This window comes from Pseudomonas sp. REST10, from assembly GCF_029542605.1.
In the GTDB taxonomy this organism is placed as follows: Bacteria; Pseudomonadota; Gammaproteobacteria; order Pseudomonadales; family Pseudomonadaceae; genus Aquipseudomonas; species Aquipseudomonas khazarica.
This window is the reverse complement of the sequence record NZ_CP035677.1, coordinates 972,443-988,420: the sequence shown is the minus strand read 5'-3', so window position 1 is coordinate 988,420 and position 15,978 is coordinate 972,443. Positions and strand designations below refer to the sequence as shown.

Below are 15,978 nucleotides of genomic sequence, written 5' to 3'. Positions count from 1 at the left end.
TTTTAACCTTCCAAACCGACGGTCGGACTAGCCCTGACGCCTCAGGCAGGCGATCATCCGGGTTCCGTCGCAGACTCCAGCTACCATGACCACCACCATCGACAGCCCCACCCCGACGCACAAGCCCCGCCCGTTGATCGACCTGGCCATCAGTATCCTGATCCCTTCGTTCATCCTGATGAAACTGAGCGGCGAACACCGCCTGGGGGCCGATGGCGCGCTGTTGCTCGCCCTGGCATTCCCGCTGGGCTGGGGGGCGTTCGAGCTGATCAAGTACCGCAAATTCAACTTCATCGCCCTGCTCGGTCTGATTAGCGTAGCGCTGACCGGCGGCATCGGCCTGCTGCATCTGGATACCCAGTGGCTGGCCGTGAAGGAGGCTGCCATTCCGGGCCTGATCGGCATCGCCGTGCTGGTTTCCACGCGCACGCGCTACCCGCTGATTCGCACCCTGCTGTTCAACAAGACGGTGCTCAACGTCGACAAGATCCATGAGCGCCTGGAGCAGGGCGGCCACGTCGAACACTTCGAGACCCGTCTGCTGCGCGCCACCTACTGGCTCAGCGGCACCTTCTTCTTCTCCTCGTTCATGAACTACGTGCTGGCCAAGTGGATCGTCACCAGCCCCGCCGGCACCGAGGCCTTCAATGACGAACTGGGGCGCATGACACTGCTCAGCTACCCGATGATCGCCATCCCCTCGATGATCATGCTGATGGCCATCTTCTACTACCTGTGGAAAACCATTCATGGCCTGACCGGGCTGAGCCTGGAAGAAATCATGGCCAACACCGGCCAGGAGTCGTAAGCCCAGGAGCAGGCTGGCCCGTGCGCCGGCCTTGCTGAGCATGCTCGGTCTCTCCGCCTACCCGGCCCTGTTCCTCTCCGCCCTCGGTGCGGCGACGCTGTTGCCGCTTCAGTCCGAGGCGGCTCTGGTCGCCCTGCTGCTGGCGGGCGAGCATCCTGCCTGGGCCCTGCTGCTGGTGGCGACGCTGGGCAACGTGCTGGGCTCATGGATCAACTGGCTGCTGGGGCGCTCCATCGAGCACTATCGGCACCGGCGCTGGTTCCCGGTCAGCCCGGCCCGCCTGCAGCAGGCTCAGGCCTGGTACGCGCGCTATGGGCGCTGGTCGCTGCTGCTGAGCTGGATGCCGGTGATCGGCGATCCGCTGACCCTGGTCGCAGGCGTGATGCGTGAACGCCTGTGGACCTTCCTGATCATCGTCACGCTGGCCAAGGCAGGCCGCTACATGGTGCTGGCGGCGCTCACCCTGGCCTGGCCATGAGCGCTGCCACAGCGGCCGCGCGCTCTGCCCGCTTGCCAGTTGAGTGCACAGGGCCGCTCGCCGATACTGCGCAGCGCGCCATGCCATCACGGCCCGACCGTTACGGCAGCCATACGGCCCCAGGGTCGACCAACAGCAGCCTCGAACGAGGCATGCGGCCCTCACCCGGGGCCTAGCGAACGAGGAATACCGGTGTCCGTCGTAGAAGCCAAACCCAAGCTGAAACGCAGCGATCTGATCTGGACCCTGATCGGACTCTGCGCCGTGGTGTTGTCTGGTGTCCTGCTCTACCGCGAACTGCGCACCATTTCCCTGGACGAGATCAAAGGCAGCCTCGAAGCGATTTCCCACCTGAACTGGGCACTGGCCGCCGTGGCCACCCTGGGCGCCTACTGGGCACTGGCCTGGTATGACCGTATCGCCGTCGCGCACCTGGGCAAGCAGATTCCCTGGCGCTTCATCACCCTGTGCTCCTTCACCACCTACGCGCTGGCCCACAACATCGGCGCCTCGGTGTTCTCAGGCGCGGTGGTGCGTTATCGCGCCTACAGCAGCAAGGGCCTGACACCCCAGGAAATCGGCGTGCTCATCGTCTTCTGCTCCTTCACCTTCGTGCTGGGCACACTGCTCGCCAGTGGCTGCGTGCTGATCGCGCAACCCGAACTCATTCACCGCGTCGCCAGGATCACGCCGCTGGTGTCGGTGATCATCGGCAGCCTGCTGCTGGGCGTGGTCGCTCTCTACGTGCTCGGCTCCTGGCGCCAGTTCAAGCCCTGGACGCTGGGCAAGGTGCATGTCGAGTATCCACGCCTGCGCATCGTCAGCCGCCAGTTGCTGGCCGGCCCGCTGGAGCTGCTCTGCGCGGCGGCGATCATCTACTTCGCCCTGCCGGCGGACAACCACCCGGACTATCTGGTGGTGCTCGGCGTGTTCCTCGCCTCCTTCTCCCTGGCCCTGCTGTCCCATGCCCCCGGCGGGCTCGGCGTGCTGGAAGTGACCTTCCTCGCCGCACTGCCGGAGATCCCCGCTGCCGACGTGCTGGCCGCGCTGATCGTGTTCCGCATCTTCTACCTGCTGCTGCCGTTCGCCCTGTCGCTGCTGGTGGTGCTGGGCTTCGAATGGACGCAGTGGCAGGAGCGGCGCAAGGCGAGCTGATCGCCGACTCGCCGCATCGGCGAGGCTGACATAGAATACGCGGCCGTTTTTCAGGCCCGCCGTCGAGGCGGCTGCCTTCCGGGTCGTCGCGATGCGGCGTCATACCTCTTCCCGGTCACTTTCAGGCTCTGCGTTCCATGTCCTTCTCTACCCCCGCCCGCGCCTGCGGCATCGACTTCGGCACTTCCAACTCCACCGTCGGCTGGCTGCGTCCCGGCCAGGACAGCCTGCTGGCCCTGGAAGACGGCAAGATCACCCTGCCCTCGGTCATCTTCTTCAACACCGAAGAACGCCGCCCGGTCTATGGCCGCCTGGCCCTGCACGAATACCTCGAAGGCTATGAAGGCCGCCTGATGCGCTCGCTGAAGAGCCTGCTGGGCTCCAAGCTGCTGAAAAGCGAAACCACCGTACTGGGCAGCGCCCTGCCGTTCAAGGACCTGCTCGGTTTCTTCATCGGCGAACTGAAGGCACGCGCCGAAGCCCAGGCCGAGCGCCCCTTCGAGGAGGTGGTACTGGGTCGCCCGGTGTTCTTCGTCGACGATGACCCGGCCGCCGACCAGGAGGCGCAGAACACCCTGGTGGCCGTGGCGCACAAGCTCGGTTTCAAGGAGGTGTCGTTCCAGTACGAACCCATCGCTGCGGCATTCGACTACGAGTCGAGCCTGGCGCGTGAGGAGCTGGTGCTGATCGTCGACATCGGCGGTGGTACCTCCGACTTCTCCCTGGTCCGTCTGGCACCGGAGCGCCATCAGCTGGCCGAGCGTCAGGCCGACATCCTCGCCACCGGCGGCGTGCACATCGGCGGTACCGACTTCGACAAGCAACTGTCGCTGGCCGGGGTGATGCCGCTGTTCGGCTACGGCAGCCGGATGAAGAGCGATGCCTTCATGCCGACCAGCTATCACCTCAACCTGGCTACCTGGCACACCATCAACGCCCTGTACGCGCAGAAGACCCAGCTGGCGCTGCAGAACATGCGCTACGACATCGTCGACGCCACCGGCATCGATCGCCTGTTCGGCCTGATCGAGCAGCGTGCCGGGCACTGGCTGGCGATGCAGGTGGAAGAGAGCAAGATCGCCCTCAGCGAAGAGGATTCGCGCCCCATCGACCTGTCGCGCGTCGAGCCGGGCCTGGTCGCCGAGCTGACCCGCGTGCTGTTCGAAAGCGCCATCGAGCCGCTGCTCGAACGCATCCGCGCCAGCCTCACGCAGTTGCTGGCCGATGCCGGCGTCAGTGCCGACCAGGTCGACACGCTGTTCTTCACCGGCGGCTCCAGCGGCGTGCCGGCCCTGCGCCAGAGCGTGGCGGCGATGCTGCCCAACGCGCGCAGCGTGGAGGGCAACACCTTCGGCAGCATCGGCAGCGGACTGGCCATCGAGGCCAAGAAGCGCTACGGCTAGGGCGACCGCCCTGTTCGGCCACGCCTCGCGGAACAGGCTCTGGGTTATGCTTGCCGCCCAATCGAACGACCAAGGAATCACCTGATGAAAGCCCAGCTGGAAGAACTGATCGGCAAGATAAGCTCCGGCTGCCTGGCCGAGGACGAGATCGTCCGCATCGCTGATGAGGCCACGCAGGCCTATGCCGACCCCGCCGCCTTTCTCGCGGCCAACCCGGACATCAACTACGACGACGAATTTCCCATCCCGCTGGGCGAGTGGGTAGTGGTCGGCAGCCTGCCGGAGACCGTGCTGTTCCAGGCTGACAGCTACGAAGAGCTGTTCCAGCGCATCACCGAGTCGTTCGGCCCGCAGGTGCAGTTCGTGCTCAAGGCCAAGCAACTGGCCAAGACCGAGCCGCTCAAGGCGCTCAACCGCATCCAGGTGCAGCTCTCCGCCCTGTCGCCGGAAACTGGTGGCTACGTGCTGGTGGATTTCAGCGAACCGCTGGATGACGAGCTGCAGGCCGTGCTGGTGTACGCCAACGACCTGCCCAGGGTGATGGCGCTGGCCGTGGAGGCAGGCATCTACGCCGCCCCTGCCCTGCAAGCCCTGCAGGCCGCACAACAGCAGGAATGAACGGCGCAGCGCTGCCCGCACTGACGCCCGAACTGCTGGTCAGCGACCTGCCGGGCAGTCTGGCGTTCTACCTGCAGACGCTGGGTTTCCGCCTGCTCTTCGAACGCCCGGAGGCCGGCTTCGCCGCCATCGCCCTGGGCGAGGCGGCGCTGATGCTGGAGCAGATCGACCCGGATGCGCCGCAGGACGATCCGTGGACGGTAAGGCCGCTCGATCGCCCCCTGGGGCGCGGCATCAACTTGCAGATCAGCGTCAGCGACCTGCAGCCGCTGCAGCAGAGGCTGCTTGAACACGGCGTCCCCCTGCGCCTGCCCGCAGAAACCCTGAGCTACCGCGTCGACGATCATCGGCTCAGCGTACGCCAGCTGATGATTCAGGATCCGGACGGCTACCTGCTGCGGTTCAGCCAGGTGCTCGGCACCTCCCCGCTCTAGCGCACTCAGCCGTTGGCGCCGGGCGCGTCCTGCGCGCCGAGCTTGCTTTCCAGCAGCTGGTTGAAGGCCTCGACGGTCAACGGCGGGTAGTAGAAATAACCCTGGACCTCGTCGATGCCCTCGGCCTCCACCAGGGTCAGCTGCGCGGCAGTCTCGACCCCTTCGGCCGTGGTCTGCAGCGACAGCGCGCGGCACAGCCCGGCGATGGACGAGAGCAGCGCGCGCCCGCGTGGCGACTGTTCGAGGTCCGAGATGAAACTGCGGTCGATCTTGACCCGGTCCAGCGGCAGGTCCTTGAGGTAGCCGAGGGATGAATAGCCGGTGCCGAAGTCATCGAGCGCGATGCGAAAGCCCGCGTCGCGCAACGCCTGCAGGCGCGCCCTGGCGAAGTCGGCATCCGCCAGCAGGATGGACTCGGTGACCTCCAGCTCCAGCGCAGCGGGCGAGGCGCCACTGCGCTGCATGCTCTCGCAGAGTACCGGCAGCAGCGCCTCGTCATGCAACTGCCGCGCGGACAGGTTGATCGCCAGCGTCAGCGGCCAGCCGCGCGCATGCCAGTCATCGAGCAGCGTCGCCGCCTCGCGCACCAGCCAGTGGCCGATCGGGACGATCAGCCCCAGTTCCTCGGCGATGGGAATGAACACATCCGGCGGCACCCGGCCAAAGGCGGTGGTGTCCCAGCGCAGCAGCGCCTCGGCGCCCACGATCTGCCGGCCGTCCATGCCGATCTTCGGCTGCAGGGCCAGGCTCAGCTCATGCTGCTCCAGGGCACTGCGCAGCAGGTTGGCGAGCTTGACGCGGTGCAGCAGCTGTTCGCTGAGTTCCGGCCGGTACAGCGCGTACTGATTGCGCCCTTCACGCTTGGCCACGTACATCGCGGCATCGGCGTGACGCAACAGCTCGCCCGCCTCGTTGCCATGCTCGGGAGCCAGGGCGATGCCGATGCTGGGCGTGGTCGTGAGCACGTGGCCGGCCAGTTCCACGGGTTCGTTGAGCGCCTTGATCAGCTTGTCGGCGACCAGCACCACCTCGTCGTGGCAGTGCAGCTCCAGCAGCACGACGAATTCGTCGCCGCCCCAGCGCGCCACCAGATCGCGCTGGCGCAGGGAACGCACCAGGCGCGTGGCGACCTGCTGCAGCAGCGCATCGCCGACGTCGTGGCCGAAGGCATCGTTGACCTGCTTGAAGTCGTCCAGGTCGACGAACAGCAGCGCCAGGCAGCGATCGTCATGCTGATGCTGCAGGGCGCGCTGCAGGCGCTCCTGGAACTGCAGACGATTGGGCAGCTGGGTCAGCACGTCGAGACGCGCCAGATGGCGCAGATGATCGGCCGCCCGCCGCCGCTCGCTGATATCGCGCAGCGACAGCACCAGATGCCGCGCCTGACGGTCACGGGCGCGCACCAGGGTGCTGCTCAGCTCGACCGGGATGCGCTGGCCATCGCGCCGCTGGCAGATCAGCTCGCCCTGCCAGTGATCGGTGGCGAACAGGTGGTCCCAGGGACACTGCTCATCGGCATCGAGCAACAGGCGCTCCAGCTCGAGATCAGGCAGCTCGCCGGCGCCGATGCCGACCAGTTCGAGAAAGGCCGCATTGGCCTGCAGCGCATGCCTGTCACTGGCCAGCACCACGTTGGCATCACGGTTGTTGGCGAAGGCGGCGGCCAGCAGGCGCAGATGCTCCTCGGCCTCATGCTGGCGACTGATGTCCTTGCAGGTGCCGGTGATGCGCCGTGCCAGGCCATCCGCATCGCGCTCCACGGCGCGGCCCTGGGTGCGAAACCACAGCCAGCCCTGCTCGGGCTCGCGACGCATGCGAAATTCCAGATCGTAGTACTCGCAACGCCCGCAGCGGTGCGCCTCCCAGGCCTGCAGCGCGTTGCCCCGGTCATCCGGGTGCAGGCGGGCGATCCAGTCCGACCAGAGCAGCGCCTCCTCGAGCGCCACGCCCGGCTCGCTGGAGAAGTGGTGCAGGCGCATCAGGTCGTCCTCGGCGTGCCACTCCCAGATCAGCTCGCCGCTGCCCCAGAGCGCCAGCTGCAGCCGGCGCTGGTTCTCCGACGCGGCCAGCGCCTGCTGCAGGTCGACGGTGGTCTGATACAGCTCCCGCGATTTATCGGTCAGCAGCCGCTCGGCCGTCTTGCGCGCTTGCCGTTCACGGTCCAGACGGCGCTGCCAGAGTGCTTCGCTCAAGGTCGGGAAATCTCGAAGCGGGTGATGCTGAGCCCCTCGCGCGCCGGCAGGTCGACGCGCTGAACGCCATTGCGCTCGCCATAGTGCTCGATGCAGCCACGGATGAGCCCCTCGGCCAGATCGGCCAGGCCGCGGCTGGAGCGGTACTCCAGCACCAGGCAGGCCGGGGTGTGGGTCAGCGTTTCGAAAACCGGCAGCTGGGCCTGGGGATAGAGCTTGTGCACCTCGCGATGGACGTGGCCGTCGACCTGGCTGAGCAGGTCGAAACTGTCGCGGCAGTGCTCGAACATCTCGGGATACAGCTCGACGAAACGCCGGAACAGGTACTCGCCATAGTCCTGCAGCAGCGCCGGCACGCTGTTGCCGGTCAGTCTGGAGAGGGTCGCCAGCAGCGCCTGCATCTCCGCATAGGGGTAGTAGCCCACCGCGGTATAGGCGCCATCGTTGGCGAGCGTCGTCTGCGTCAGCATCTGGTCGGCCAGCTCGGGCGAGAAGCGCTGCTCGACCATCTCCAGAAACTCGGTGAAAACCATGCCCAGCATCATCCATCCCCACTGACGTCCATCACCACTAGAGGGTATAGATGACTGCGGCGGATGCAGCCAGCCGAGCGCTTGGCGACGCTGGCCGGCGGGCCCGGCTGCTTTGCCTAGAAGCCCACCAGCAGCATCCACAGTGGCAGGGACAGCGCCGCCAGCAAGGTGGACAGGGAAATCGCCGCGCTGACGCTGCGACTGTCCTGCGCCGTGCGGGCGAAGGCCATCACGTTGACGCCACTGGGGCATGCTGCGAGCAAGACCAGCACGCTGCGCGCCGTGTCGTTCAGGCCGGACAACTGCCCGCTGAACCACCACACCAGTGCGGGAAACAGCAGCAGCTTGGCCAGCGCCACGCCCCAGGCCTCGGCGGTCGGGCGCAGGCGATAGCGCGACAGGCTGGCACCGAGCACGATCAGCGCGCAGGGCAAGGCAGCCTGGCCCAGCCAGGTGACCGCCCGCCACAGGCTGTCCGGCACGCTCAGGCCGGACAGGTTGAGCAAGGCGCCCAGGGCCAGGCCGATGATCATCGGGTTGGCCAGGTTCTTCAGCAGCGCCCGGGCGTCGACCCGCTCATGGCTGCCGAAGGCCGCGTAGAAACTCTGCAGGGAAAACAGCGTGAGGCTGTGGAAGACCAGGATGGCGAAGACGTAGAGCAGGCCATCGTTGCCCATCAGGCTGGCGATCAGCGGGATCCCCACCAGCACGTTGTTGGAGAACGCGGCGACCAGCCCCAGCGGCGTTGCCGTGCCCCGGCGCCAGTGCGCCAGCAGATTGACCAGGAAGAACACCAGCAACACCGGCACGTAGTAGGCCAGCAGCAATACCGGCGACAGGCCCTGCACCAGCGGGGCCTTGGCGATGCCGGCGAACAGCAGGGTGGGCATGAACAGCTTGAAGGTGATGTTGGCCAGGCCGGCCGCCGACTCCGCGGTGAGCCACTGGCGCCAGCCCAGCAGGTAGCCGAGAACGATCAGAGCAAAGATCGGCAGAATGGCCTGTGCCGCGAGCATGCTGGAGCTGCCTCCGGAAACGACTGGAGAGGACGGATCGAGCACGACCCGCGAGGGCCGCCAAGCATACGCCTGCGCGACGACCAGCGCGATGCCCTGCGAAACCTGCGCAGCGTCTCCGCGGCGATGCCCGGAAGCACCGAGATAGAGCCCCGCAACCAAGTATTGAGGGTATCGATGATCACTATCAGGCCAGTCAAGTTCTTATCCGCGCCCTGGTCTCCGAGAATTGACTCCGAAGCCACTTATTACTCCCTGCGGAGACATCGACATGAAAACCCAACTGACCCTCGCCGCCCTGGCCCTGAGCCTGATGACCACCAGCGTCTTTGCCGCTTCCAGCAGCGCTCCCTTCCCGCTGGTGGGTGAAGCCAAGGAAAGCCAGGTGCAGCAGCAACCCATCGAGCCCCTGGCCGAGAATGGCGCCGAGCGCACCCCGGGCATGCAACGCCTGCAACTGGCCGAAGACGGCGCCGACCGTACCCCCGGCGCCCAGCGCTTCCAGCTGGTGGAAGGCGGCTATGATCGCACCCCTGGCGGCCAACGCGTCCAGCTGGCCGAAGGCGGTTACGATCGCACCCCGGGCGGCCAACGTATGCAACTGGCCGAAGGCGGCTCGGATCGCCTGATCGAGCAGCGCGGGCATACCGCCTGAGTGCTCTGGCAACACCCCCAAGCCCGGCGCACGCCGGGCTTTTTTACGCCTGCGGATCGCTCATGGCGGCAGGTGGCAGGCGGTAGATCCAGATGCGTCGCAACACCGTGGCGAACTGTGCCCACAGGCTGCCGCAGTTGTAGTGCTGGCCGTAGCGCACACAGATCAGCCGCACCTCACGGGCAAGCTCGGCGTAGCGCCGCGCCGGCAGGTCCGGGAACAGATGGTGCTCGATCTGATGACTCAGATTGCCGGTGAGGATGTGCAGCAGCGGCCCGCCGGAGAGATTGCTCGAGCCACGCAGCTGGCGCAGGTACCAGTGCTCGCGCGTCTCCCCTTCGAGCACCTCGGGCGGGAAGACCGCCGCCTGCTCGGTGAAGTGGCCGCAGAAGATCACCAGGAAGGTCCACAGGTTGCGCAGCAGGTTGGCCAGCAGGTTTCCCGTCAGCACGGCCAGGGCATTGGCGCCGAGCAGCAGCGCCAGCAGCGGGAACAGCAGGTAGTCCTTGCCCCATTGCCGCATCAGCTTGGTGCCGAACTGACGCGCCAGTGGGCGCACCTCCTGCGCACTGATACGCCCCTTGATCAGCTTGTCCAGGCGCAGGTGCTGAATCGCCACCGCGTACTGGAACAGCAACGCCTGGAGGGTCACCCACAGCGGCTGCCAGCGGTAGAAGGGTTTCCAGCGCTGCTCGGGAAACAGGCGCACCACGCCGTAACCGACGTCATCGTCCATGCCCAGCACGTTGGTATAGGTGTGATGCACATGGTTGTGGGTGTGCCGCCAGAAGTCGGCCGGGCCGACGATATCCCACTCGTAGTGACGGCCGGCGAATTCCGGGTCGTTCATCCAGTCGTACTGGCCGTGCATCACGTTATGGCCCAGCTCCATGTTCTCGAGAATCTTGCCCAACCCCAGCAGCAGGGTGCCGAGCAGCCAGGTCGGCGGGAACCAGCCGAACATCAGCAGCGCGCGACCGCTCCAGCAGCACAGGCGCACGACGCTGCGCACCCGGCGGATGTAGCGGGCGTCGGCTTCGCCCAGGTCGGCCAGGGTTCGCCGGCGCAGGCTGTCCAGCTCCTGGCCGAATGCCTCGAGTTCGGCGAGGCTCAGCTCGCGGTCCTGACGCACGCTCACAGATCGATCTCCACGTCCCCATGCGGGGCACTGACACACAGACGAATGGGTTGGTTGGGTTCGGCGAACAGTTCGCCCGTGCGCAGGTCGCGCACCGTGCCGGCCAGCAGCTGGCAGGTGCAACGGGTGCAGATGCCCTGGCGGCAACCATGCTGCGGGCGCAGGCCCGTCGCCTCGGCCTGCTCCAGCAGGCTCCGCGCGGTAAGGCCCTGTGCCTGTAAGGCGCTGCGAGCGAAGGTCAGCCGCACCTCACGAGTCTCCCCCGGAGCCTGAACCGCCAGCGGACTGAAGCTTTCCGCCTGCACGCTCGCGCCTCGCCCCGCCTCGCGCCACCAGCCACAGGCCTGCTCCACGAACCCACGCGGGCCGCAGACCAGCAGGTGCTCGCCCGGCAACGCGGCCAGCCGTTCGGCGGCAAGCCGACCACCGGCCTCGGCACTGAAGGCCCAGTGCACCCGGAAATTGCCATGCCGCTCGGCCAGTGCCTGCAGCTCACCGGCAAAGGCCTGCTGCCCCGGATGACGCACCTGGTGCCACAGCGTCAGCGGCGCCTTGAAACCACGGGCAAGGGCATCGCGCAGCAAACCCAGCAACGGCGTGATACCGCTGCCAGCGGCCAGTAGCAGTACGCCCCCCGGCTCGCCCGGCCAGACGAAATCGCCACCGGCCTGGCCCAGTTCGATCACCTCGCCGACCGCCAGGTGATCGAGCACGCGGTTGGACAGGCGCCCGCCCGGCTGACGCTTGATCGCCAGCTCGACCTGCCCGTCGGACGACACCGAGGTCAGGCTGTAGCTGCGCCCGTGGCGCACGCCATCCTGCTCCAGATACAGCTGGACATGCTGGCCCGCGCGCCAGCCACGTGCGTTGCCGTTGCAACGCAGGCGCAGCGCCAGCATGTCGTCGGCCACCCAGCGGCGCGCCTCGACCCGGGCGAAAACACGGTTGAGGCGCAGCACCGGGTGCAGCAGGCGCAGGCCCAGATCGACATCCGCCTCGCGCAGCCAGCCGGACGCACAGAGCCGGCGCAGCGGCTGCAGGCAACGCGCAGCACGCCGGCTCGCGGAGAGGGAAAGCAAAGCCATCGAGGACAATCCAGTGAACACTTGTTCACAAGGCTGACAGATGGCCCGCAATTCAGTCAACACCTGTTCACTGAATGATGCCCCAGCATGGTTCGACGCTGGCGCCGCGCATTTGCTAGAGTGCGCCATCGTTCAACGAACCGACCCGCATGACGCCACGCGCCGAACAGAAGCAGCAGACCCGCCAATCCCTGATGGCCGCCGCACTGACCCTGATGGAGAGCGGGCGTGGCTTCGGCAGCCTGAGCCTGAGGGAAGTCACGCGCGTCGCCGGCATCGTGCCCACCGGCTTCTATCGCCACTTCGCAGACATGGACGAACTGGGCCTGGCGCTGGTGGCGGAAGTCGGGGAAACCTTCCGCGCGGCGATCCGCCAGGTGCGTCGGCATGAGTTCGAGATGCGCGGCATGATCGACGCCTCGGTGCGCATCTTCCTCGCCGAAGTAGCCGCCAACCATGGCCAGTTCCTCTTCCTCGCCCGCGAGCAGTACGGTGGCTCGCAGCCCGTACGCCAGGCGATCAGCGCCCTGCGCGAGCGCATCACCAACGACCTGGCGGCCGACCTCAAGCTGATGAATCGCATGCCGCATCTCGACGATGCCGCACTCGACGTGGTCTCCGACCTGGTGGTCAAGACGGTGTTCGCCACCCTGCCCGAACTGATCGACCCGCCCGCCGAAACCCTGCCGGCGCACCTCAGCGCCGAGGCCAAGATCATTCAGCAGCTGCGCTTCATCATGGTCGGCGGCAAGCACTGGCAGGGCCTGGGCAAGCCCAGCGCATGACGCGCACCAATCAGGTGCGCCAACCGGCAAAACGCACCAAATAGTTTCTGACCATACGGACAAGTTATCCACAGACCGCAGCAATGCGCCGTCCTGCGGCACTCTGCGGCCTTGGCAAGCCACTTGCACTATTTCCGGGCACATTGCCCCGGAATAGATACCCATGCTGGTGATCCACAGTCGAATCGCGCCACAGGCGAACCCTGATGACGAACTGGAACTGACCTTCGAGGCCCGCAGCAAGAGCCGCCTGCGCTGCTTCACCACGGCTGGCGAAGAAGTTGGCCTGTTCCTCGAGCGCGGCCAGCCGGCACTGGCGGATGGCGAATGCCTGCAGGCCAGGGATGGGCGCGTGGTGCGCGTGCGCGCCAAGGCCGAACCCCTGCTGCACGTCACCTGCAGCAGCCCGTTCGAACTGATGCGCGCCGCCTACCACCTGGGCAACCGCCATGTCGCCCTGCAGCTGGGCGAAGGCTGGCTGCGCCTGCCCGATGACTACGTGCTCAAGGCCATGCTCGAACAGCTGGGCGCCAGGGTCGAGGCCGTGCAGGCACCTTACCAGCCCGAGCAGGGTGCCTACGGCGGCGGTCACCATCACTCGCATCAGGGTGACGAGGAATTCAACTACGGCCCGCGCCTGCACCAGTTCGGTGTGCGCACGTGACGCCACACACAGCCGCCGTGACATCCCCCGAGGTCTGCTCGTGAAGCCGGCCTGGGCCCTGCTGCGCCTGGCCAGCCCGCAACTGCCGATCGGTGGCTACAGCTATTCGCAAGGGCTGGAATGGGCCATCGACAGCGGCCTGATCGTTGACGCCGACAGCGCCGAGCGCTGGCTGGCCGATCAGCTCATGCTCAACCTTGCGCGCTTCGAAGCGCCGCTGCTGCTGGCCCACTGCCGCGCGGCGGACGCAGCCGACTGGTCGCGCCTGCAGGCACTGGCCGAACAGCACCGTGCCAGCCGCGAAACCCGTGAACTGGCCCTGGAAAGCCGGCAGATGGGCTATTCGCTGCGGCAACTGCTCGCAGGCCTGCCCGAACTGGATGACGACGCCCGCACCTTGCTCGATGCCCAGGACGAGCCCGGCCTGGCCCTGGCCTGGGCACTGGCGGCGCGCGCCTGGCACATCACCCCGGACGATGCCCTGGCCGCCTGGCTCTGGGGCTGGCTGGAAAACCAGCTGGCCGTGCTGATGAAGGTCCTGCCGCTGGGCCAGCAAGCCGCCCAGCGCCTGACCAGTCGCCTGTTGCCGCAGCTCGATGGCGCGCAGCAGCAGGCCGCCGATCTTTCCCCCGAACACTGGGGCAGCGCCGCGTTCGGCCTGGCCCTGGCGAGCATGGCGCACGAGCGCCAGTACTCGCGTCTCTTCCGCTCCTGACGAGGATTGCACACATGAACAGCCAACCCCTGCGTGTCGGTATCGGCGGCCCGGTCGGTTCCGGCAAGACCGCCCTGACCCTGGCCCTGTGCCGCGCCCTGCGCGAGCGCTACAACATCGCCGTGGTCACCAACGACATCTACACCCAGGAAGACGCCCAGTTCCTGGTGCGCAACGAGGCCCTGGAACCCGAGCGCATCATCGGCGTGGAGACCGGCGGCTGCCCCCACACCGCCATTCGCGAGGATGCCTCGATCAACCTGGAAGCCGTCGAGCAGCTCAATCGCCGCTTCCCCGGCCTCGACCTGGTCATCGTCGAGTCCGGTGGCGACAACCTGTCCGCCACCTTCAGCCCGGAACTGTCGGACCTGACCCTGTACGTGATCGACGTGTCCGCCGGCGACAAGTTGCCCCGCAAGGGCGGCCCCGGCATCTGCAAGTCCGACCTGCTGGTGATCAACAAGGTCGACCTGGCCCCCATGGTCGGCGCCTCGCTGGAGGTGATGGAACGCGACACCCTGAAGATGCGCGGTGACAAACCATTCGTCTTCAGCAACCAGAAGGTCGGTCAGGGTCTCGACGAGATCATCGCCTTCATCGAACGCCAGGGCATGCTCACGGCGGCCTGATTCCCACCTCAAGGAGAACCTCATGAATCTGCGCAAAACCGTCTACGCCATCGCCCTGTTCTGCACCCCGGCGCTGGCCTTCGCCCACCCGGGCCATGGCGAGTCCGGTCTCATGGCCGGCCTGGCACACCCGGTGTTCGGCCTCGATCACCTGCTGGCGATGTTCGCCGTCGGCCTGTGGGCCGCGCAGCAAAGCGGCGCGGCGCGCTGGCTGCTGCCGCTGACCTTCGTCGGCAGCATGCTGGTCGGCGGCCTACTGGGCTTCGCCGGGGTGGAGATTCCCCTCATGGAGACCGGAATCGCCGGCTCGGTCCTGGCCTTCGGCCTGCTGGTGGCCGTGGCCGCACGCCTGCCGATGCTCCTGTCCGTTGGCCTGACCGCGGTGTTCGCCCTGACCCATGGCGTCGCCCACGGCCTCGAACTGCCCGACCTGGCCAGCCCTCTCGGCTACGCGGCCGGCTTCATCGTCGCCACTGCCGCGCTGCATGCCATCGGCTTCGCCCTGGTGCGCTTCCTGCCGCGCGCGGCGGCTCCGCTGGTACGCATCGCCGGTGGCGCATCGGCGGCAGCCGGGGTCTGGCTGCTCGCCAGCTGAGGTTCATCCCGAGCAGAAGGGGCGTTCGCGCGTCGAGGCCAACAGGTCCGGCGCGGCCATCGCGGTGGCGCGGCGCCCCTTGCCACAACACTTGCCAACACCCCTGCGCTGGGGCACAAAGTCCCGAACCGCTTTCGAGACTTCACCCATGCTGCGTCTCACTCGATTCCTGCTCGCCCCCCTGCTGCTGATCGGCGTCGTCATCCTGCTGCTGGCGCTGACCAGCCACCCGGCGCCCACCCCGCCCGTGCTTGCGGACCTGGGCCAGCGTCCGCTGGTCATCGCCCACCGTGGCGGCAAGGGTCTGTGGCCGGAAAACACCCTGTTCGCCTTCGAGCGAGCCGCTGCACTCGGCGTCGACATGCTGGAGATGGACCTGCAACTGAGCCAGGACGCCAAGCTGGTGGTGATGCATGACGACACGCTGGAGCGCACCACCAATGGCGAAGGCCAGGTCGCGCACTACAGCCTGGCCGAACTGCAGGCCCTGGACGCCGGCTACAACTGGACCGCCGATGGTGGCCAGAGCCATCCGTACCGTGGCCAGGGCACGCGCATCGCCGCGCTGGAAGAGGTATTCGAACGCTTCCCGCTGATCCCCAAGGTGCTCGACATCAAGGTCCCCGACGTCGGCATGGAAGCGGTGCTCTGCGAGATGCTGGCCGCCTACGACCAGCTCGACCGGGTCATCGTCGGCAGCTTTCATGAACGCAGCCTGGCGCGCTTCCGCCAGCTCTGCCCGGAGGTCGCCACGTCCGCCGGCCCGGTCTCGGTGCGCATGCTGCTGGCGCTGAACTGGCTGGGCCTGAGCGACTTGCTGTCGCCCTCCTATGCCGTGCTGCAGATTCCTCCGCAGCACAGTGGTCTCGACCTGGCGACGCCACGCCTGGTGCGCAATGCACAGGCCCGTGGGCTGAACGTTCAGCTGTGGACGATCAACGAGCAGCCCGCCATGCGCCGCCTGCTGCAGATGGGCGTCAACGGCCTGATCACCGATTACCCGGACCGCGCCCTGCAGCTGCTCGGCCGTCCGACACAGCTCGGCGCGCTCCCCGGCGAGTAGCCTGGCGAGAAA

General features: G+C 67.0%; 18 protein-coding genes. 13 read left to right on the top strand and 5 right to left on the bottom strand.

Translation table 11 applies throughout. The features are described 5' to 3' along the window. Nucleotides 1-85 precede the first annotated feature (85 nt). The 6 genes from EWH21_RS04550 (at nt 86) to EWH21_RS04525 (ending at nt 4,896) form a co-directional block, all read left to right on the top strand. On the top strand, nt 86-808 hold the full coding sequence (locus EWH21_RS04550) for a VC0807 family protein (protein WP_037052502.1): 723 nt from the start codon (nt 86-88) through the stop codon (nt 806-808). A 40-nt stretch (nt 809-848) separates the two neighbouring features. Next, nucleotides 849-1,286: a YqaA family protein gene (locus tag EWH21_RS04545; protein ID WP_277699912.1), complete on the top strand. Its 438-nt coding sequence runs from the start codon at nt 849-851 to the stop codon at nt 1,284-1,286. 192 nt (nt 1,287-1,478) lie between these two features. Next, nucleotides 1,479-2,441, top strand: coding sequence for a YbhN family protein (locus tag EWH21_RS04540; RefSeq protein WP_277699911.1), 963 nt, complete (start codon nt 1,479-1,481; stop codon nt 2,439-2,441). Nucleotides 2,442-2,578: 137 nt separating this feature from the next. Further along, nucleotides 2,579-3,844, top strand: coding sequence for an Hsp70 family protein (locus EWH21_RS04535; protein WP_150607933.1), 1,266 nt, complete (start codon nt 2,579-2,581; stop codon nt 3,842-3,844). Between the two features lie 84 nt (nt 3,845-3,928). Next, complete coding sequence (locus EWH21_RS04530; RefSeq protein ID WP_179553366.1) at nt 3,929-4,462, top strand: hypothetical protein; 534 nt, start codon at nt 3,929-3,931, stop codon at nt 4,460-4,462. Then, on the top strand, nt 4,459-4,896 hold the full coding sequence (locus EWH21_RS04525; protein WP_277699910.1) for a VOC family protein: 438 nt from the start codon (nt 4,459-4,461) through the stop codon (nt 4,894-4,896). Before EWH21_RS04530 ends, EWH21_RS04525 begins: the two co-directional genes overlap by 4 nt. 5 nt (nt 4,897-4,901) lie before the next feature. Here the strand turns inward: EWH21_RS04525 and EWH21_RS04520 are convergent, their stop codons facing one another. The 3 genes from EWH21_RS04520 to EWH21_RS04510 form a co-directional block, all read right to left on the bottom strand. Continuing rightward, the gene (locus EWH21_RS04520; protein WP_277699909.1) at nt 4,902-7,088 is read right to left on the bottom strand and encodes an EAL domain-containing protein; all 2,187 of its coding nucleotides are present in this window, start codon (nt 7,086-7,088) and stop codon (nt 4,902-4,904) included. Next, on the bottom strand, nt 7,085-7,621 hold the full coding sequence (locus EWH21_RS04515) for a heme NO-binding domain-containing protein (protein ID WP_277699908.1): 537 nt from the start codon (nt 7,619-7,621) through the stop codon (nt 7,085-7,087). Before EWH21_RS04515 ends, EWH21_RS04520 begins: the two co-directional genes overlap by 4 nt. Nucleotides 7,622-7,737: 116 nt before the next feature. Then, complete coding sequence (locus EWH21_RS04510) at nt 7,738-8,637, bottom strand: AEC family transporter (RefSeq protein ID WP_277699907.1); 900 nt, start codon at nt 8,635-8,637, stop codon at nt 7,738-7,740. Between the two features lie 271 nt (nt 8,638-8,908). Here EWH21_RS04510 and EWH21_RS04505 point away from each other — a divergent pair, with 271 nt between their 5' ends. Next, nucleotides 8,909-9,292 carry a hypothetical protein gene (locus EWH21_RS04505; RefSeq protein WP_047588308.1) on the top strand — a complete coding sequence of 128 codons (384 nt, stop codon included), beginning with the start codon at nt 8,909-8,911 and terminating at the stop codon, nt 9,290-9,292. A gap of 43 nt (nt 9,293-9,335) precedes the next feature. Here the strand turns inward: EWH21_RS04505 and EWH21_RS04500 are convergent, their stop codons facing one another. Together EWH21_RS04500 and EWH21_RS04495 are read right to left on the bottom strand one after the other, a co-directional pair. Continuing rightward, the gene (locus EWH21_RS04500; protein ID WP_277699906.1) at nt 9,336-10,469 is read right to left on the bottom strand and encodes a fatty acid desaturase; all 1,134 of its coding nucleotides are present in this window, start codon (nt 10,467-10,469) and stop codon (nt 9,336-9,338) included. Further along, the gene (locus tag EWH21_RS04495; RefSeq protein ID WP_277699905.1) at nt 10,427-11,515 is read right to left on the bottom strand and encodes a ferredoxin reductase; all 1,089 of its coding nucleotides are present in this window, start codon (nt 11,513-11,515) and stop codon (nt 10,427-10,429) included. The genes EWH21_RS04500 and EWH21_RS04495 overlap by 43 nt, the downstream gene beginning before the upstream one ends. 149 nt (nt 11,516-11,664) lie before the next feature. Between EWH21_RS04495 and EWH21_RS04490 the strand changes: the two genes are divergently transcribed. The 6 genes from EWH21_RS04490 (at nt 11,665) to EWH21_RS04465 (ending at nt 15,966) form a co-directional block, all read left to right on the top strand. Beyond that, a complete protein-coding gene (locus tag EWH21_RS04490; RefSeq protein ID WP_037052479.1) occupies nt 11,665-12,300 on the top strand; it encodes a TetR family transcriptional regulator in 636 nt (211 codons plus the stop codon). 163 nt (nt 12,301-12,463) lie between these two features. Beyond that, nucleotides 12,464-12,964 carry an urease accessory protein UreE gene (gene ureE / locus EWH21_RS04485; RefSeq protein ID WP_277699904.1) on the top strand — a complete coding sequence of 167 codons (501 nt, stop codon included), beginning with the start codon at nt 12,464-12,466 and terminating at the stop codon, nt 12,962-12,964. 40 nt (nt 12,965-13,004) lie between these two features. Next, the gene (locus tag EWH21_RS04480) at nt 13,005-13,679 is read left to right on the top strand and encodes an urease accessory UreF family protein (RefSeq protein ID WP_277699903.1); all 675 of its coding nucleotides are present in this window, start codon (nt 13,005-13,007) and stop codon (nt 13,677-13,679) included. Between the two features lie 14 nt (nt 13,680-13,693). Further along, on the top strand, nt 13,694-14,308 hold the full coding sequence (ureG, locus tag EWH21_RS04475) for an urease accessory protein UreG (RefSeq protein ID WP_037052472.1): 615 nt from the start codon (nt 13,694-13,696) through the stop codon (nt 14,306-14,308). 22 nt (nt 14,309-14,330) lie between these two features. Then, nucleotides 14,331-14,903, top strand: a complete 573-nt coding sequence (locus EWH21_RS04470; protein WP_277699902.1) for a HupE/UreJ family protein — start codon at nt 14,331-14,333, stop codon at nt 14,901-14,903. A 148-nt stretch (nt 14,904-15,051) separates the two neighbouring features. Next, the gene (locus EWH21_RS04465; protein ID WP_037052467.1) at nt 15,052-15,966 is read left to right on the top strand and encodes a glycerophosphodiester phosphodiesterase; all 915 of its coding nucleotides are present in this window, start codon (nt 15,052-15,054) and stop codon (nt 15,964-15,966) included. Nucleotides 15,967-15,978: the final 12 nt, after the last annotated feature.